The 19177-nt window shown below is 46.8% G+C and carries 17 protein-coding genes and 1 pseudogene; 17 read left to right on the top strand and 1 reads right to left on the bottom strand.

What is annotated here, in order from left to right:
• Positions 1–46 precede the first annotated feature (46 nt).
• Positions 47–2209, top strand: coding sequence for a CBS domain-containing protein (locus QUA88_RS24605; RefSeq protein WP_333056564.1), 2163 nt, complete (start codon positions 47–49; stop codon positions 2207–2209).
• Here the strand turns inward: QUA88_RS24605 and QUA88_RS24600 are convergent.
• Positions 2206–2382, bottom strand: a complete 177-nt coding sequence (locus QUA88_RS24600) for a hypothetical protein (protein ID WP_333056565.1) — start codon at positions 2380–2382, stop codon at positions 2206–2208. The two genes, QUA88_RS24605 and QUA88_RS24600, sit on opposite strands and share 4 nt — an antisense overlap.
• Positions 2383–2774: 392 nt before the next feature.
• Between QUA88_RS24600 and QUA88_RS24595 the strand changes: the two genes are divergently transcribed.
• The 16 genes and pseudogenes from QUA88_RS24595 (at position 2775) to QUA88_RS24520 (ending at position 18573) form a co-directional block, all read left to right on the top strand.
• Positions 2775–3020: a hypothetical protein gene (locus QUA88_RS24595; protein WP_333211968.1), complete on the top strand. Its 246-nt coding sequence runs from the start codon at positions 2775–2777 to the stop codon at positions 3018–3020.
• A 459-nt stretch (positions 3021–3479) separates the two neighbouring features.
• Positions 3480–4610: a sodium-dependent bicarbonate transport family permease gene (locus QUA88_RS24590; RefSeq protein ID WP_333056567.1), complete on the top strand. Its 1131-nt coding sequence runs from the start codon at positions 3480–3482 to the stop codon at positions 4608–4610.
• Between the two features lie 98 nt (positions 4611–4708).
• Positions 4709–5041 (top strand): P-II family nitrogen regulator, encoded by a 333-nt coding sequence (locus tag QUA88_RS24585; protein ID WP_333056568.1) that lies wholly within the window; start codon positions 4709–4711, stop codon positions 5039–5041.
• A gap of 173 nt (positions 5042–5214) precedes the next feature.
• Positions 5215–5349, top strand: a pseudogene (locus QUA88_RS24580) (IS5/IS1182 family transposase); the annotation flags it as partial.
• 869 nt (positions 5350–6218) lie between these two features.
• The gene (gene bchL, locus QUA88_RS24575; protein ID WP_006634709.1) at positions 6219–7085 is read left to right on the top strand and encodes a ferredoxin:protochlorophyllide reductase (ATP-dependent) iron-sulfur ATP-binding protein; all 867 of its coding nucleotides are present in this window, start codon (positions 6219–6221) and stop codon (positions 7083–7085) included.
• 34 nt (positions 7086–7119) lie between these two features.
• Entirely contained in the window at positions 7120–8628 is a 1509-nt protein-coding gene (locus QUA88_RS24570) for a DUF5331 domain-containing protein (protein ID WP_333274304.1), read from the top strand.
• 162 nt (positions 8629–8790) lie between these two features.
• Positions 8791–9087, top strand: coding sequence for a hypothetical protein (locus QUA88_RS24565; protein WP_333233948.1), 297 nt, complete (start codon positions 8791–8793; stop codon positions 9085–9087).
• A gap of 18 nt (positions 9088–9105) precedes the next feature.
• Positions 9106–10515, top strand: coding sequence for a ferredoxin:protochlorophyllide reductase (ATP-dependent) subunit N (locus QUA88_RS24560; protein ID WP_199292772.1), 1410 nt, complete (start codon positions 9106–9108; stop codon positions 10513–10515).
• 84 nt (positions 10516–10599) lie between these two features.
• Positions 10600–10869: a type II toxin-antitoxin system HicA family toxin gene (locus QUA88_RS24555; RefSeq protein WP_333274301.1), complete on the top strand. Its 270-nt coding sequence runs from the start codon at positions 10600–10602 to the stop codon at positions 10867–10869.
• Positions 10841–11206, top strand: coding sequence for a type II toxin-antitoxin system HicB family antitoxin (locus QUA88_RS24550; RefSeq protein WP_333211972.1), 366 nt, complete (start codon positions 10841–10843; stop codon positions 11204–11206). The genes QUA88_RS24555 and QUA88_RS24550 overlap by 29 nt, the downstream gene beginning before the upstream one ends.
• Before the next feature lie 300 nt (positions 11207–11506).
• Positions 11507–12562 carry a hypothetical protein gene (locus QUA88_RS24545; protein WP_333056575.1) on the top strand — a complete coding sequence of 352 codons (1056 nt, stop codon included), beginning with the start codon at positions 11507–11509 and terminating at the stop codon, positions 12560–12562.
• A gap of 744 nt (positions 12563–13306) precedes the next feature.
• Positions 13307–13975, top strand: coding sequence for a DUF3318 domain-containing protein (locus QUA88_RS24540; RefSeq protein WP_333056576.1), 669 nt, complete (start codon positions 13307–13309; stop codon positions 13973–13975).
• Between the two features lie 397 nt (positions 13976–14372).
• Positions 14373–15371 (top strand): sugar transferase, encoded by a 999-nt coding sequence (locus QUA88_RS24535; protein WP_333056577.1) that lies wholly within the window; start codon positions 14373–14375, stop codon positions 15369–15371.
• 546 nt (positions 15372–15917) lie between these two features.
• Complete coding sequence (locus tag QUA88_RS24530) at positions 15918–16355, top strand: ATP-binding protein (RefSeq protein ID WP_333056578.1); 438 nt, start codon at positions 15918–15920, stop codon at positions 16353–16355.
• 161 nt (positions 16356–16516) lie between these two features.
• The gene (locus tag QUA88_RS24525) at positions 16517–17785 is read left to right on the top strand and encodes a WcaI family glycosyltransferase (RefSeq protein WP_333211975.1); all 1269 of its coding nucleotides are present in this window, start codon (positions 16517–16519) and stop codon (positions 17783–17785) included.
• A gap of 569 nt (positions 17786–18354) precedes the next feature.
• Positions 18355–18573 carry an ISAzo13-like element transposase-related protein gene (locus QUA88_RS24520; protein WP_333274296.1) on the top strand — a complete coding sequence of 73 codons (219 nt, stop codon included), beginning with the start codon at positions 18355–18357 and terminating at the stop codon, positions 18571–18573.
• Positions 18574–19177 lie beyond the last annotated feature (604 nt).

The following is a 19177-nucleotide window of genomic DNA, read 5'->3' as shown; positions in this document are numbered from 1 at the left end:
CCAAGTCTCCAAAATTGTAACAACTCATTAAGTAAAATTAATAATCATGCTACAAGAAGAACAATTACAACATTTTCGAGATTCAGCTCCGCAGTTGTCGGTAATTAAATCATCAGAACCGGCCGAACGCCCCAACAGCCGGCCTCTCTACTCGTCACCTTTAGATCGGGCGATCGACCGCCACCCCCTCACCGTGGCTCCAGAAACCCCGATCGCCCAAGTGTTGGCTCTCATGAACCCGATGCGCGTCTCCTGTCACCTTTGTGGCGAAAAACAAAACGCTGTTGCTAGCGCAGCCAAGCGCAGTTGCGTCTTAGTCGTCGAAGATAATCGCCCGATCGGCATTTTTACAGAACGGGATATCGTCAAGCTAACTACCGTCGCAGCTTGTACAGTCGGACTGACAATTGCTGACGTAATGACTCGATCTCCCATTACTCTCAAAAAATCCGAGTCTCCAGATATTTTCACAGCTATCTTCACATTGCGCCAGCACTCCATCCGGCATTTGCCCGTAGTGGACGAGGACTCGCGACTTCTCGGCATCATCACCCGCGAAGCCATTCACGAAGCCCTCCAGCCGATTAACTTGCTAACCAATTTGCGCTGTGCAGCAGATGTCATGACGCACCAAGTCATTTCTGCCACAACAACTGCCTCAGCCCTCGATTTAGCCCAGCTCATGGTCAAGCATCGAGTTAGTTCCGTTGTCATTGTCAAAGAGCAAACTCAGCATCCCGATCGGGCGATCGCACCAACACAAAATTACCAAATTCCGATCGGCATTGTCACCGAGCGCGACATCGTGCAGTTTCACGCCCTCGAACTCAACCTCTCGGAAATCCCAGCCGCAAGGGCCATGAGTGCGCCTTTATTTTGCATATCTCCCGCCGATTCCCTCTGGAGTGTCCACCAGTCCATGCAGCGCCACTGCGTCCGCCGTTTGGTAGTAGTTGGCAGCCAGGGAGAGCTTTTGGGCGTTGTGTCTCAGACAAGTTTGCCACAAGTTTTTAACCAATCTGAAATGTATGGGACGATCGAGCTGTTACAACAAGCAGTGGACGATCGAGCCACCCAATTGCAGAAAGCCAACGAACTTTTGCAGCAAGAAATTTTAGAGCGGCAGCGGGCCCAAGAAGCCCTGCGCCAAGCTCACGACGACTTAAAAAAACAAGTTGAAGAACGCACCGCTCAACTTTTAGAATCAAATGAATTGTTGAGACGGGATATTATCAAGCGCCAGCGAGTCGAAGAAGTCCTGCGGCGAAAGCAAACTTGCTTGAAAAATCAAGCACAGCAATTAGAGCAAACTGTGCGAAAGTTGCAGCAAACTCAAACTCAATTAGTGCAAACCGAAAAAATGTCTTCTTTGGGACAAATGATTGCCGGTATCGCTCACGAAATTAACAATCCTGTTAATTTTATCTACGGCAACCTTTCCCACGCCAGCCACTACATCAAAGAATTGCTCCAACTGTTGGAACTTTACCAGCAGCACTATCCCGAACCAGTCTCGGAAATTCGGGAAGCAGCAGCAGAGATGGAAGTCGATTTTTTAGTAGAAGACTTATCTAAGCTAGTGTCTTCTATGCAAGTAGGAACCGAGCGCATCCGCCAAATAGTTGTGTCGATGCGTAATTTTTCGCGATCGGATCAATCTAACATCAAGCTCGTTGACATTCACGAGGGACTCGAAACCACTTTGTTGATTTTGCAGCACCGGCTCAAAGCCCACGGCGCACATCCAACTATCCAGATTATTAAAGAATACGGCAATTTGCCCCACATCGAGTGCTGTGCCGGTCAGATCAATCAGGTGTTCATGAATATTATCGGCAATGCTATTGATGCTTTGGATGAAGAAATCCAGCAAGGGGAATGGGCGACGAGAAATGCGAAAAATTCACCCCCGTCAAATCCTAGTTCTCCATTGACTCTTCCCACAATTACAATTCGTACTGAAGTTGTTGGTGGCGATTTTGTCGCGATCCGCATTTCCGACAACGGGCGGGGCATACCGGAGGAGATTCGCCGCCAATTATTTGACCCGTTTTTTACTACCAAACCAGTTGGCAAGGGCACTGGGTTGGGACTGTCGATTTCTTACCATTTAGTTGTGGAACAGCACGGGGGGCGACTCGACTGCGTTTCGGAAGCTGGACGGGGCACTGAATTTGCGATCGAGATTCCGATCGTCAGTTCTCATTAGTCAGCAGTCATAGGATTGAAGAATTGAAGAATTGAAAAATTGAAAAAGCTGTCGGAAACAGTGGTTTGTCCCGACGATCGCACGTTGCGACTGCTTTGATCGCCAGCCTCCATCACCGTATAACCGGCAGCCCCAGCTTCCTCGACGATCTTGGCGATCTTTTTCAGCAGCACCTTTTCAGCGGCACCTTTTCCGTGACAAGGCAATACTCTATGGTTTTTCCTTGAACCATATCTTTAAGTTTATGCCAAATATCTGCGAATTCATTACCCTCTGTTGAGAAAGATTGACTCAGATTAGCGGAATCATTTTATAAAAAACACTTATCTTTTTGACGCTATAGCAACCATTCAACCAGCAAATCTAAGTATAAACTTAAGAATACCGTTCAAGGCGAAAGCATAGATGTCTGTCTTCTGTTCGATATCAATGTCAGGTTTAAGCGTTCCAGTCTCTCTCCTTGAGACACTATCCATTCACAGGTGAATTTCTGACAGGTATTTCCCTAGCGGCGGGCCAGTGCCCGCCACCGCCACACACATTCGAGCAGCATGGAGCGTACACAATGAACAAGTTTGACTCAACTAAACTGCGGACCCAATTTGACAACACCAGCGAAGGCTGGCTAGTGCAGGTGTATAGTGGCGATCGCCGCCTGCTCTGTGTGTTCGATTCGTCTCACGCCTGGACTTTTTTGGTGGGCTGTGGGTTCGGTCTCCTACTGGCGGTGGGGTGGTTTAACCTTGCCAGTTACAGTCCGTCCACGACTTATGTGCCGACAACCACTCCCCCCGAAATGTGGATTGATTAGTTCAAAGCATTGCTATAAGAGTGGTGTTCACGCCACTCCTGTTCCCGATTTTGCTGATCCCATACCGTCCTCGGTGCAATATCCGTGTACATAAAAAAATCTGCGATCGCTATTTATGCTGACCAGAAATATACGGGTTTTATGAGAACAAAAGGAAAACTTATGATTTGAATTAAAAATTATTTGGCATATCCATGTAAAGCGATCGCAAGTTTGTGCGAATTTAAGGATAGACTTAATTACATAGAATTTTGGGTCTTAATAGATATTGATCTATAGAAGTTACTGCGGGACAGCGACACCTTCTAGCCCCATTCGGAGAGCGACCATCTCTGAATCCCCTGGCGACAGGTGTTCGCATAACACCTGTCGCCAGGGTTGAAGCGCTGCACCCTTACTTCTTAAATCTCACCGCTCACAATAATCGCTCTTTTTTAGAGGAGGCAGCAGGAGGTATTCATGGATTTTTTGTCCTTGTTCTTAATGGACTTCATTAAGCAGTTGCAGTCCCCAACGCTCGGGTTTTTGATTGGTGGTATGGTCATTGCCGCTCTCGGTAGCGAACTAATAATTCCAGAGGCGATTAATCAGATCATCGTCTTCATGCTGCTCATGAAAATCGGTCTGACCGGTGGTCAGGCGATCCGCAGTTCCAACCTGACGGAGATGTTGATACCCGCAGCTTCTGCTGTAGCGGTAGGGGTTCTTGTTGTATTCATCGCGCGCTATACGTTGGCGAAGCTGCCGAAGGTCAACACCATAGATGCGATTGCGACCGGGGGATTGTTTGGTGCTGTGAGTGGCTCTACCATGGCTGCAGCCCTGACCCTACTGGAAGAACAAAAGATGCCATACGAGGCATGGGCTGCCGCACTCTATCCCTTCATGGATATCCCAGCGCTCGTAACGGCGATTGTGGTGGCCAACATTTATCTCAACAAGAAGAAGGGTAGTCCAGCAGCCCACTCTACCGTGCAGGAGTCTTTCAGCAAGCAACCCGTTGCAGCAGGCGATTATCCCGATCAGCAGGATTATCCCCGCAATCGGCAAGAGTATCTCAGCAAGCAGCAGAAGCCTGCGGATAATCGGGTCAAGATATGGCCGATCGTGCAAGAAAGCCTCCAGGGTCCTGCCCTATCGGCAATGTTGCTCGGCATTGCTCTTGGCCTGTTCACCCAGCCGGAAAGTGTCTATAAAAGCTTCTACGACCCCCTCTTCCGCGGCTTGCTTTCGATCTTGATGCTGGTCATGGGTATGGAGGCTTGGTCAAGACTTGGCGAACTACGTAAGGTGGCCCAGTGGTACGTCGTGTATAGCGTAGTGGCACCGGTGGTGCATGGGTTCATCGCCTTCGGTCTCGGCATGATTGCCCACTACACCACAGGATTCAGCCTGGGCGGTGTTGTGATCCTGGCTGTTATTGCCGCCTCCAGTTCAGACATCTCAGGTCCGCCCACGTTGCGAGCCGGGATTCCGTCGGCCAATCCCTCCGCCTACATCGGCGCATCCACAGCCATCGGTACACCCATTGCGATCGGCTTGTGTATACCGCTCTTCCTCGGGCTGGCCCAGGCGATCGGTGGCGGCTAATCCCAGACGGGTCGCGGTCTGTCGGCGCTCCCTTGCTCCAACAGACCAAGCAACTCAATATATTAAGATCAACATACGTAGGTAAGGAGGTAACCAACATGCCCAAGCCAGCCAAAAAGCTTGTCATCGTCACGGAAAAGATTCTGCTGAAGAAGATCGTCAATATCATCGAAGAAGCCGGGGCAACCGGTTATACGGTTCTGGAAACCGGCGGTAAAGGCAGTCGCAACGTGCGATCGTCGGGGCAACCTAGCGTTTCTGACACCACGGCGAATATAAAATTCGAGGTGCTCACCCCCGATCGGGATATGGCGGAGAATATTGCCGATCAGGTCGCAGTCAAGTTTTTCCTCGATTTTGCGGGCATGATCTATATCTGTGACGCGGAGGTACTGTACGGGCACAGTTTCTGTGGACCAGACGGCTGTTGAACCGAGACGATACAGACCTAAGAAGCCGGGGCATGACCCCGGCTTTTTAGTAGCCGTATTTCTTGCCTGCGGACTTGGGTCTCAGTTGCAGTCCCCAGCGCTCGGCTTTCTGATCGGTGGTATGGTCATTGCCGCCCTCGGTAGCGAACTGCAAATTCCAGATGCGATCTATAGCCCAGGCTCGAATAGTGATTGAACATATTAATAGGAGTCTAAAAGTTTTCAAATTTTTGTCAAGTCGTTATAATCCTCGCCGCCGTTATGGTCTCCGTTGTAATTTGTTGTCAACACTTTACAATTATCAGTGAGATATCAGGTCTAAAATTCAAAACTTTTAATTTTAACATAGATTTTTTTTTCAATAGGTCTAATATACCGACAATCCCCCACTCGAATCCTCGCCCACTCTCGGAGGCTCCCTCACTGCAAAACTCGGACACTTCCCCACCTATTCCTAAAAATTCACAATTTTTTACAAAACACCCGAAACCTCAGCAAAGTCAATCTTTCCCAATCTAAAATCTAAAATCTAAAATCTAAAATCCCATAACTTTGCCCTCGCCTGACCCAAGCGATCCGAACTAACTTCGAGTTTGCCTCATCCACTAGCGTCTTGATGACCGTTCGAGTTACCCGCACAATCCATCAACTGCCTGCATCCTAGCCCGAAAGCCCAAAGCCCAGATTGTTTGATTCGTTTATTTTTGTTTTATTTTTGTACCTCTTTATATTAAGAAAGTATTTTAAAATTAATTTAAAAGCTAAAAAAATTATAAAAATAGATTTTTATATCAAAAAACCAGTTAAGATTCCCAAAGATGCAAAATAAACAAATTTACTAGCATTTTCATTTAGACGCCCCCTTTCTTTTCATCGCAAGTTAGCTAATAATGCTTTCAACGAGGTGACTAAGGGCCGAGTCCAAAATTGGTCTAACCCAAAGACGGATACAAGCCCCAAACAAAAGTCGTCGAGCTCGAAAATTTTAGTTAAAGAGAAGCCCCAGATTCATCTGTGGAGTCGATTCTTTAATCTCAAATCTGAAATCTCAAATCGACTGAAATTAAGGAAATTGCAATTGGGCTATGGCAATTGGGCTATGGCAATTGGGCGATCGCCCAATTGCAGGAAACCCCAGCCCTCATCGTTTTGATAGAAACCTATAGGAGAACCAAGAGTGAAACTAGCAGTTTACGGAAAAGGTGGAATTGGTAAATCAACAACAAGCTGCAACATCTCCGTTGCCCTAGCCAAGCGCGGCAAGAAAGTTTTGCAAATCGGTTGCGATCCAAAGCACGACAGCACATTTACCCTCACTGGCTTCTTGATACCCACAATTATTGACACCCTTCAGCAAAAGGACTATCACTACGAAGACGTTTGGCCCGAAGATGTCATCTACAAAGGCTACGGCGGCGTTGACTGCGTAGAAGCAGGTGGCCCTCCTGCAGGAGCTGGCTGCGGCGGCTATGTAGTCGGTGAAACCGTCAAACTGCTCAAAGAACTCAATGCCTTCGACGAATACGACATTATCCTGTTCGACGTGCTCGGTGACGTAGTGTGCGGCGGTTTTGCAGCCCCCTTGAACTACGCCGATTACTGCATGATTGTTACCGACAACGGGTTCGACGCTTTATTTGCCGCCAACCGCATCGCCGCCTCAGTCCGCGAAAAAGCCCGCACTCACCCGTTGCGGCTCGCTGGTTTAATTGGCAACCGCACCTCAAAGCGCGACTTGATCGACAAGTACATTGACTCTGTACCCATGCCGGTGCTGGAAGTGCTGCCCCTGATTGAAGACATTCGCGTTTCTCGCGTTAAAGGCAAAACATTGTTTGAGATGGCAGAAAGCGATCCTTCCCTCAATTACGTCTGCGATTACTACCTCAACATCGCTGACCAGATTTTGGCAATGCCCGAAGGAGTAGTGCCCAACGACACGCCCGATCGCGAATTATTTGCCTTACTTTCAGATTTTTATCTAAATCCAGTGCAACCGGTGGTCAAGAAGGAGGAAGATGAGCTAGACCTGATGATGGTTTAATAGGTCTAGCGATCAGGATGAGGATAAAGAGGTTATGGCTTTTTTTGATACTTTTTCAGTTGCTCTCAAACAGAAGTGGTTGGACTACTACCAGGTAAATCGGGCTTGGCTGCTCCTGCACATGACGGCTGACAACACGGTCGCCACACCCGACGGCGGGAAAAGGCCTGTTTCTTACCTCATCCTGGGAATTGCGGCTGCCCTGGAGCCGGAACTCCAGCAATTAATGCTGCCCTTCTCAAAACTCAAGCCGGATGCAGACAGCCTGATCGAAGTGTTGGGGCTAAATTTTGACCCGGACATCGCGCTGGGTATGCCCTCAAATATCGTGCCGCAGACGATCGGCACATCTCCAACACCCACAGCAGCTCAAACTGCAACTGCTACACCCACAGCAGCTCAAACTGCAATTGCTGCACCCGCAGCGGCTCAAACTGCAACTGCTGCACCCGCAGCGGCTCAAACTGCAACTGCTGCACCCGCAGCGGCTCAAACTGCAACTGCTGCACCCGCTGATGCCAAATCTAATAAATTGGGCGGTGCGGCGTTAGCAGCAGCCGGAGTAGTCGCCGGAGTCGCCGGAGCAGCCGGTCTGGCTGCGGCGGCGTCAGCACTCAGCTCCGACGACGAATCCTTCGATGAGTTTGAGGAAGAAGCAGTCTCCGACTTCGACATGGGCGATGACGAGGAAGAAGCAGTCTCCGACTTCGACATGGGCGATGACGAGGAAGAAGCAGTCTCCGACTTCGACATGGGCGATGACGAGGAAGAAGCAGTCTCCGACTTCGACATGGACGATGACGAGGAAGAAGCGGTCTCCGACTTCGACATGGACGATGACGAGGAAGAAGCGGTCTCCGACTTCGACATGGACGACGATGAGGAAGAAGCCTCGGCTTTGGACGGTCTCGGTCTAGAAGACGATGAGGAAGACGCCGTATCTGACTTTGATATGGGCGAAGATGAGGAAGACGCCGTATCTGACTTTGATATGGGCGACGATGAGGAAGACGCCGTATCTGACTTTGATATGGGCGATGACGAGGAAGATGAAGCCTTGGCTTTGGGCGGTCTCGACCTCGGCGATGATGACGAGGAAGATGAAGCCTCGGCTTTGGGCGGTCTCGACCTCGGCGATGACGAGGAAGATGAAGCCTCGGCTTTGGGCGGTCTCGACCTCGGCGATGACGAGGAAGATGAAGCCTCACAATTTGGGACTTTGACCTCTGGAGATCTCGAATCGGGGATTTCCGATCCGTTTGGGGAAGAAGATGCAGAGTTTGTCGCCGAAGAAATACCCGATCCTTTTGGGACAGCGACCTCAGATGACCTAGACATGGATCTGGGCGACTTGGACGATGACGGTATTGACGATTTCTCTGTATCTGATGACGATGACCTCGACGATCTCGGACTCGACGATCTGGGGGAAGCAACTACCGGAGATCCAGATGAAGATGATTTAGATGCTCTAGATCTCGGTGATTTGGATTCCGACGATGAAGATGAAGAAATTTCCGGCTTTTTATCTGATTTTAAGTGAGGTTGTTGCGATCGCCCGCGTCTCTTCTAGTCTTGAAGTTTCCCGCTCTATTTGTGAGTTGTGAGTTGCGAGTTGTTAATTTTTAATTAGCTCCAACTCACAACTGCCAAAAGGCTTTTGGCCTTAGCGAATTGAAGTAAACTAAATCCCTGCTGTGAGGGATTGTATGCCCTCGCGCAGAATTTTTTAGCCAGAATTTTGGATGCTGCGGCTGCTGCGGAAATATTGAGTGGGCTGCATCTATTTTTTACAGGAATTAGCCCAAAAATAGGTATTTCTATTTATTGTTCGCTGTGGGTCGCGATCGCACAAAAGAGGTATTTTATCGCCGCTGGCTTGTTCGCGTTCGAGAGGAAAAACAACCTATTCCTCTGGTGGGCGATCGCACCGAGACGATCGCAAAATCCAGGTGTTTCCTCGCTCCGCCGCAATTCCTGTTCGAGACGAAAAACAATTTAAAGGGAGAAGATTTGACATATGACTGCTATTACTACTAATGAACCGGAAGCTTTAAACTTTGAATGCGAAACAGGCAATTATCACACATTTTGTCCGATTAGCTGCGTAGCTTGGCTTTATCAAAAAATTGAAGATAGCTTTTTCTTGGTCATCGGTACTAAGACTTGCGGCTATTTCTTGCAAAACGCCATGGGCGTGATGATTTTTGCTGAGCCTCGCTATGCGATGGCTGAGTTGGAAGAAGGGGATATTTCCGCTCAATTAAACGATTATGATGAGTTGAAGCGGCTGTGCTTGCAAATTAAGCGCGATCGTAACCCCAGTGTAATTGTTTGGATCGGCACTTGCACCACCGAAATCATCAAAATGGATTTGGAAGGCTTGGCGCCCAAACTCGAAGCAGAAATTGGCATTCCCATCGTCACAGCGCGCGCTAACGGCTTGGATTACGCTTTTACTCAAGGGGAAGATACCGTTTTAGCGGCGATGGCTGCTAAATGCCCTGAGAAAGCGCCCGTGATGGAATCTCAGAAACAAGAAAGAAATGCTATCTCTCAACTGCTGAATTTCGGCAAGAAAAAAGAGGAAGTTGCAGCAGATGAATCGGAATATGTCAAGCACACGCCGCTGGTACTTTTCGGTTCTTTGCCCGACCCGGTTGTTACTCAGCTAACTCTAGAATTGAAGAAGCAAGGAATCAAAGTTTCCGGTTGGCTTCCTTCCAAGCGCTACACTGAATTGCCAGTCTTGGAAGAAGGCTATTATGTATCTGGCATGAATCCGTTCTTGTCGCGTACTGCTTCTACGTTGATGCGCCGCCGCAAGTGTAAGCTAATTGGTGCGCCATTCCCGATCGGCCCTGACGGAACTCGCGCTTGGATTGAAAAGATTTGCTCAGTGTTGGGAATTGAACCAAAAGGTTTGGACGAACGGGAAGCGCAAATCTGGGCGGGTTTGGAAGATTACCTGCAAATAATTCGTGGCAAATCTGTCTTCTTTATGGGAGACAATTTGTTAGAGATTTCTTTAGCACGTTTCTTGATTCGCTGCGGCATGACTTGCCCGGAAATCGGCATTCCTTATATGGACAAGCGCTATCAAGCGGCCGAGTTGGCGTTGTTAGAAAAGACTTGTCACGAGATGGGAGTTCCTACTCCTCGGATTGTGGAGAAACCAGACAATTACAATCAGTTGCAGCGGATTTACGAGCAGAATATTGACTTGGTGATTACTGGTATGGCTCACGCTAATCCTTTGGAAGCGCGGGGGATTAATACTAAGTGGTCTGTTGAGTTTACTTTTGCTCAAATTCACGGCTTTGGTAATGCGCGGGATATTTTGGAGTTGGTGACTCGTCCGTTGCGCCGGAATAATTCACTGAAGGATTTGGGTTGGGGTAATTTGGTGAAGAATGAAGCGAAGGTTTAATTTTTGAATTACATCTGATTCCTAGCGAGGGTGGGCAATGCCCGCCCTTATTTATTAGAATAGTATAAGCATCCATAAAAATTTATGGGCAAGTTAGGAAAACTGGTAGAACAATTTTTAGCAAATCCACCAGAAGTGCGGTTTGACGATGTGTGCTATATCCTAACTGCTTTTGGGTTTAAAGAAAAGGGATCGAAAGGAAGTCACCATTCTTTCCGAAATGCCGATGGATTAAAGATTACAGTCCCTAAAAAGGGCGGTCAGAAGGTAAAAGGAGTCTACGTTAAGCAAATTGTGGCATTATTGAAGTTAGAGGAATGGAGCGATGAATCAGAAGATGAAAGTCAAGCTTAAATCCCTAGATTATTACTTGAGCCTGAAATATCCTATCAATTTTTATCCAGAATCAGAAGGTTATACAGCTATAATAAAAGACCTTCCTGGCTGTATGTCTCAGGGTGAAACCTTGTCCGAAGCGATGGAGAATATTCAGGAAGCTAGGGAATTGTGGATAGAGACTGCTTATGAGTGCGGCGATGAGATTCCTTTACCTGCAACGGAGGTTGAGTATAGTGGAAGTCTATCTTTACACATTCCTAAATCTCTACATTTGAGTTTAGCAGAAAAAGCGGAAAGGGAAGGAGTTAGTCTTGACCAGTACATTCTGCTTGTGTTAAGTAAAGCAGGCTAAAATATAATCAGATAAGGATTATCAAGTTTGAGGCACGCTTCAAGGGCGATTCCCTGCGGGATAGCTTCGCTTCACGCTTTTTTATTTTTTTATGAACCGCTAATGCAGGCAGATTAACAAAGATTAACGCGGATGAAGAGTGCGATCGTACTTTTGAATCAATTCGCTTTGGGGTAGCTTCACTCGCGCGCACTTTTCCCCAACTTTTCCAGAATCTCAGGCCACACGCCCGTAACACGATCGCAGGTACGATCGCCTATAATCGAAACTAGCCCAACTCTCATCAGTTGAGAAACCGCCATGAGTCAAGACAAGGAAGAAATTAGCTATTCAGAGAAAACAGAACGTCTCAGAGTTATCGGTCAGTTTATCAAAACTGTGACACCGATGATTTGGACGATCGTAATTCTAGTAGTCATCATTCCCCTATTCGGTAACTTTCTAATTTCCCAGTCACTAACAAATACCGGAACCACAGCAGTTGTAGTCTCGCCGCCACACGATTTCAGCAAAGTCAACCAAGACATAAAAAACGCCATCCAAAAATCCCATATAACAGCCGAAACTTTCGCCTCAAAAGAGTTGGACAAATGGGAAACTGAAGTAATCGCGCGGGTTGACAATAGTTTCCTCGATTGGTACTTTGATTACTTCACTCAAAAAAAGATGGAGTTTACCGTACCTTTTAACTTCGTGAAATCTGCCGTACTCAACAGATTTGATATGACAGCAGCATCTCGTGCTGTTTCCGAAAAATTAACCGAAGACTTTCAAAGAGAATTTGCTAACCGCGTGCTGGTACCCAAAAACGCTCAACTGCGATTTCAATTAATCACTCAAGATACTGCTAATTTGTATATATCAGAAGTTAGCAAAAATGTGAAAGTAGTTCAAAATAATTATAATATACCGCAAGTACAATGGGACAAATATCTGAACGATATTGCCACCACAATTAGCGACAAAGGAAACGTCTCGAATTTATCATTAAAAGTATTAGTTGGCGGCAGCGGCTACTTAATTGCTAAACCCTTAATTTTGGGAGTTGCAACTAAAGTTGGCAGCAAAGTTACGGCAAAAGTTGCCAGCAAAGCCGCCGCCAAAATGGCAACAAAAACAGGCGGTACAGTTGCTAGTCAGTTGGGAGTAAGTTTAATAGATCCGATTGTCGGCATCGGAATTATCATTTGGGACTTGTGGGATTACAATCACACAGTCAAAGTAGAAAGACCGATTTTGCGGGAACACATTGTAGAATACTTGAAAGATGTCAAAAAGTCCCTCCTCACAAATCCTGAAAGCGGAATCATGGCAGCAATTTATCAGTTGGAAAGCGGTATTTTGAAGTCACTTTAATCATTGAAATCCCGTCTGAATGATGTGTGTAAATCCCCGAAAAGTGGTAATTCCACTACAAGAAGGAAAGGGGGTAGACCAGTAGTTAGTGCCAGCAGCGGACGCTCCCACTCGCTACATGAGCGCGATCGAACACCCGACTGTGGGCGATCGCGCTCATGTAGCAAAAAAAGATAAAAAAATGAATATTAAATGAGGCAAAAAAAGAGAGTATGTTGGGACAAAAAGAAGAGTTGCAAAACTTTATTTTCCCTATATATATCGCGTCATCGAAGATAAAACAAGGTTTTCGACTCATATTACACGGATTAAGTTGTCGCCCTTTTAAAAAAATTAGCTGTTGATTATGACTTGTGGCATTTACAGCATAAGAATTTAAAATCTCCGATTGACAGAGGTAGAGTTCGGGGGGGAGTGCGTTTTACCGATGAATCTCTACGGCGAGGTTTGTAGGGATTTTCTGAAGTATTTGACGGAGTTGTTTTAGTTCAAAAAGGCATAACTTCTCAGCCGGAAGTTTTGTCGGCTTGGTCGAAATTGCGACAAGAAATCGAACTGTTGATGAAATAGTCGAAAATCAAGGATCGAGTCGGCAGTTGGGAGCGCCCGCTGAGACTAAAATCAAGTAAAATTGCAAGTATTGGTCGATCGACCCCTCCTTACTCGACTATATTTGGATTCAAGGTTTGCTATACTCCAGAAATATACACATATTAACCTTTGGAAAATCAATAGGCCGGAGCTATGACATCCTATGCAACCTCTACAGCAAGAGCCGAGATGAGTGAGATCCGGCGCTTGAAAAACATACTGCCCCCAGAACTCCAAAGTTGGGTAACAGTAGAAAAAACAATAGAAGTTAATCCTACCCTGATCCGCAGCGAAGAAATAGGCAAAGACCAGGTAGAAATCCAAATAGACCTGATCCGCTGGGAACAGCTAGCAATGGATCAGCGGAACCTCCTATTTTGGCACGAAGTCGCCAGAATCCAAAACGACACCATTCCCAGAGACGGTTGGGAAATGGCAGCCCTCGCCATTGGTTTAGGCGGCGCTGTCGGCGAACTTTGGGTGCAAGACGGCTTGCTGCTGTTACTAGCCCTATCCCTGTGCGGCGTCTCCGGCTGGAGACTTTACCAAAAAAACAACGGAGAGAAAAGTTTAAAAGAAGCAATAGACGCCGACGAAAAAGCCCTCGCCCTAGCCACCCGCTTCGGCTACACTCTCCCAAACGCCTACAAAAGCCTCGGCAGCGCCTTAAAAACCTTAATCGAACAAACCTCCAAAAAACAGCAGCGGGCTAAATACGAAGCTCGTCTCCAGGCCCTCAAACGCAACGCAGCCAAAGCCAAAGCCAAAGTCAAACCCATCACCCGCGAAACCTCTCAGTCAGAAAACGTCTACAATTCTTAAGCTCATCCCCCCGACGCTTGTTACGGGGGTTTTCCAGTTAACCGTTAACTGTTGACTTCGGTGTTAGCTGTTAACTGTTAACTGCGATGGCTATCCGGTGCAAGACACGCACCAAAATGATTAACGACAAGATTAATCGGCCTGAATCCACAAAAATCTTGATTCCGATGTCAAAGTTTGGCCTCGACGATGTTCAAAAATCTTTAGGCCAAAACTGGCACTGGTAGACTTAAGTCTATTTTTGCCTTTGATATCATTCTCGGTGGGCGAGTTGGCAGGCATTTTTGTAAAGTTTGTATAAAGCTAGCCTTTTGTTAACCATAATATTTGGTAAAGGTGGAGCTGCTAGGACAGAATAGGCTAAAGACATCAGCTTGAAATTTGAAACCAGGACTTCATGGTCAGTCAAACCCCAGAGGCAGATTTTCGGGTAACGTACTCGGACGAGATTCCCTCAGTTCACATACCCGTGCGCTTGAGCGTACTTGAAGCCGTAAACTTCAAGACAACCTGTCAGCAACTTTTTTCGGGCAGCACCGTTCCCAGCAAGATTGTCCTAGACTTCAGTCAGACGACATTCATCGACAGTAGCGGGATAGGTGCTTTAGTCAGCAATCTGAAATTTGCCAAACAGCGAGAGAGTGACTTGGTGCTCCGAAGCCTCAAGCCGCAGGTGATGGCAGTATTTGCTCTCACCAGCCTAGATCAAGTGCTGACGATCGAGCAGCCATCTCCAACCTCAACTCCCACAGAGACCAAGCCCTCGGACAATCAGCTACCGATGACCCACCCTTCAGTGCAATCGTGGGTGAAGCGGCTGATAGATATCGTTGGGGCAATCGTCGGTTTGATAATTACAGGAATTTTGCTCGTACCCATAGCTGCCGCCATCACTATCAACGATCCAGGCCCGATATTTTTCGGTCAAACCCGCTGTGGCTGGATGGGCAGACAATTTCGGATTTGGAAATTTCGATCGATGTGTACCAACGCCGAAGCTATGAAAGCCCAAATCAAAAACCAGGCTTCTGGCGCATTTTTCAAAAATGACAACGACCCGCGGATTACTAAAGTCGGGCGCATCTTACGCAAAACCAGCCTCGATGAACTGCCGCAGTTTTGGAACGTGCTCAAAGGCGAAATGAGTCTAGTCGGCACCAGACCGCCTACCCCAGACGAAGTTGAGCGCTACGAAGTCCCTCAGTGGCAGCGTTTGGATGTCAAACCCGGGATGACAGGGGAATGGCAAGTCAACGGTCGCTCTCAAGTCCGCGATTTTGAAGATGTCATCCGTTTAGATTTAAAATACCAACAAAACTGGAGCTTGATGTATGACTTGAAACTAATTGTTAAAACTGTAACAGTCCTGTTTAACAAAAATAGTGGCGCTGTGTAGGAACCCTCAACAACCCACCGCTGAACTTTGAGGTGGTGTTGCCGACGGGGGGCGGGAACTCGAACTCGATACTTAGTCAAGCAGACGATCGCTAGCGATACCTACGTTAGCATTAAGTGTTAAAATTCACACGCCCAGAAAATGCACAGCTAGTTGCCAGCTCTGCAATCAGAGCATTAATAATTAGCAATTGACGAGTTCGAGTCATACTCGAATGATCCCAGCATGATTTTCGAGGACGAGAAGAACTCACCTGTGTTTAGAAAAGTAGCGACTGCTAACACAGTCGAAGCTTAAATCACTGCCTCCCAAGCTGACTCGGAAATTTTCCCTATTTAAACGCCCTACCGAGGCGGGTTACAGTATCGGAAGTCTCTCATTTGCTGTGCGAGTAAATGGTGCGAAAGGAATGCTCACCTTGAGGCAAAACGGGCTTCTTCAACTCAAGCTTGACTTAACTAATATGTTGCCAAGACCTTGCCCTCCTTTTTCTCTCCCTCCGGCGCTGAGTACAGCGGTGGTGGGGGCCGACCTGGGGGAAGAAAGATGAAAGACAAGCAACCAAAGGCCGAGTGGCACCTGCAGGTTGAAACAGACCTGAATGCTTTAACATCCGTTTTGGAATGGTTGGAGAATATCGTTTTGCCCATGATACCAGCGGATTTTTGGTGGCAGTGCCGACTGATAATCAACGAAGGCTTTACAAACGCTGTCCGCCACGCTCACCAGAACTTGCCCTCCACAACGCCCATAGACATTGAGGTAAAAGTGTTTGCCGATTACTTAGAAATTAGGATTTGGGACAGGGGTCAACCCTTCAACTTAGAAGCAAAGCTGCACTCGATTATGCAAGAGCAGCGCGATCCTTTGGACAGAGAAGGAGAAAGGGGACTGGTGTTCATGTACAAGCTCACAGACGACCTTCGGTATATCCGTACCGACGATCGCCGCAACTGCCTGGTAATGCGAAAAAACATTAGCTGAGGGCGCGATACCCGCCCGGTAAGGGCGGCTTCTTTCGCAAGCAGTGGAAGATCCCCTCGCTCCCTATTGTCCTACCCGGAACCCAACCACATCGTCTGCAATTGTGCGGGTGCAGGCTCGATGCACGCGACTGGAGGACAATTTGCTTCAAAATAAATATTATGCGTATTCTAATTTATTCCTATAACTACTATCCAGAGCCGATCGGCATTGCCCCCCTGATGACAGAACTAGCGCAAGGCTTAGTCAAGCGCGGCCACCAAGTCCGAGTCGTCACAGGAATGCCCAACTATCCGCAGCGGCGGATTTATCCGCAATATGAGGGCAAATTTTACCTCACCGAAGAACACAACGGCGTCACAATTCAGCGCAGCTATCTGCGCGTCAACGGCCCCCACCCCAGCCTCCTAGACCGACTTGTGCTAGACGGCAGTTTTGTAGTCTCCAGCGCCGTCCAAGCCTTCAGAGGCTGGCGTCCCGACGTGATTTTCTCGACAATGCCCCCTTTACCGATTTGCGTCCCAGTCGCCTTTTACGGCTGGATTCGCGCTTGCCCGATCGTCCTCAACGTTCAGGATATCGTCTCAGAAGCAGCCGTGCGCGTCGGCTTGGTCAAAAAAAACGGACTGCTAGTTGGCATTGCTGACGCCTTAGAAAAATTTGCCTACAACACAGCCAGCCAAGTCAGCGTCATCGACAGCGGTTTTGTCAAAAAATTGCACTCTCAGGGAGTACCCCCGGAAAAAATAGTTTGCGTTCCCAATTGGGTTGATGTCAATTTCATTCGGCCCTTACCCAAGGAAAGTAACTCATTTCGAGAAACTCACAAACTCAAGGGCAAATTTGTCGTTCTCTATGCTGGCAATATTGCCCTAACTCAAGGCTTGCAAACAGTTGTCCAAGCAGCGGCTCGTTTGAAACACATAACCGAAATTGCTTTTGTAATTGTGGGGGAATCAACAGCACTGGCGCGCTTGCAACAAGATTGCGAAACTTACAAAGCTAATAATGTAATGTTGCTACCATTTGAACCGCGAGAAAAATTGCCGGAATTGTTAGCTGCTGCTGATGTTAGTTTAGTCGTACAAAAGCGTCGCGTTACTAACTTCAATATGCCTTCAAAAATTCAAGTAATTCTCGCCAGTGGTCGGGCAATTTTGGCGTCGGTTCCCGAAACTGGTACGGCCCAGAAAGCAGTGCAGCAAAGCGGTGGCGGGGTGGTGGTAGCGCCGGAAGATCCGCAGGCTTTGGCTGAGGCTGTTGAGGATTTGTACCTGCACCCCGCTAAGGTGGATGCCTTGGGCGAGCAAGGCAGAAATTATGCTGTAGAGAATTACGGATTTGAGGAAGCTTTGAATCATTATGAAGCTTTATTTGCGGCGGTGGCAGCGAGTCATGGTGAGAAAATATTGGAGCCTTTGCCGAAATGATCGCTAGGGGCGATCGCTCCGGTAAATGAAATCGATCCAGTTGACAAGATAAAATTAGTAAGATGGGTGTAGAATAGCAACTTAGGAATGAAAAATCAATAAATTGATGAGTTATCGGTTATAATGAATATAATAAAAAAAGTGTGAGATTACAATTTTCACTCCTAGACAGATAGACTCACAACAGATTTTTCTCCTTAACTATTCTAATTAACTTTTAAACTCATGTTTTATTTAATTCAATTGACTCATAAATGATAAAATTTTATAAATCATTATCAGAAAAGGATAAAATAAGGTATGCAGCTTTCTTAAACTCAAAAATTAGGGTGGGGTGGAATTAGCTATGTAATGCAACTTGTGGGATGCAGTCGAAATACCCTCATCAAGGGATTGGAAGATTTAGAAAAAATGGACGAACCGACACTCAATAGTTCCAGGATCAGAAAGAAAGGAGGGGGAAGAAAAAGTATTCTGTCTACTCAAATAGGCATTGATGCAGCCTTTTTATAACTTTTAAAAAATTCACAGCCGGATACCCGATGAATGAATGAATCAAAGAAACTAATTTGACGCATAAAGAAATAGCTTCTGGATTACGGGCGACAGGTTTTACCATTAGTCTCCCCTTAGTTGCCAAACTATTAAAAAAGCATGGGTATGTGAAACGAAAAGCTCAAAAAAAACAAACAATAGAAATCAATCAAAATCGGGACTATCAATTTAAAAAAATTGCTAGACTTCATGCAGAGTATAGAGAAGCCAGCAATCCTATCCAACCGTTTTGATACCAAAAAGAAAGAAATTTCAAGAATTTTGTATCGTCTGAGAACTCTCTATACAAAGGAACCTGTCACTACTTTCGCTCATGATTTTTGGAGTTTAGGTCACGGCAAAGTAATTCCCCAGGGAATTTATGATTGTTAATAAAATCGAGGATAGATAACATTAATAAATAGTAAATATACCAGTTAATTAGCCTGTGACTCTTTAAAAAACTGGTAGGAAAATTATGGTAAAGCTACCTAAGCTGTGGAGCATTTAAACCAGTAACGAGGCTTGTATGGTGCGTCAATAGATTTTAGATTTTAGATGAAAGAATTGACCCCACGTATAAATGCGGGGGGGTGAGGGTTTTCGATTTGAGATGCTTTCGATTGATTCCACGGATAAATCACGTGGCGGGTACCATAAAAAAATTCGTTGTCAGGAGTGAACACTTACGCGCTTATGCGGGAAACACTTCTGTAATGACGCACCTGGAGCGTTAATGGTTTAAATGCTCCACAGCTTAGGAATGAGAATTAAATAACTACCACTCTTGAAAGTGGGATGGGCGTCCCGCCCGTCCTTTTTGGACGGGCGGGACGCCCATTCCACAATAAAAATTAA

It is taken from the genome of Microcoleus sp. D3_18_C2, assembly GCF_036702395.1.
Classification (GTDB): Bacteria; Cyanobacteriota; Cyanobacteriia; order Cyanobacteriales; family Microcoleaceae; genus Microcoleus.
This window is presented reverse-complemented; position numbering and strand designations above follow the sequence as displayed.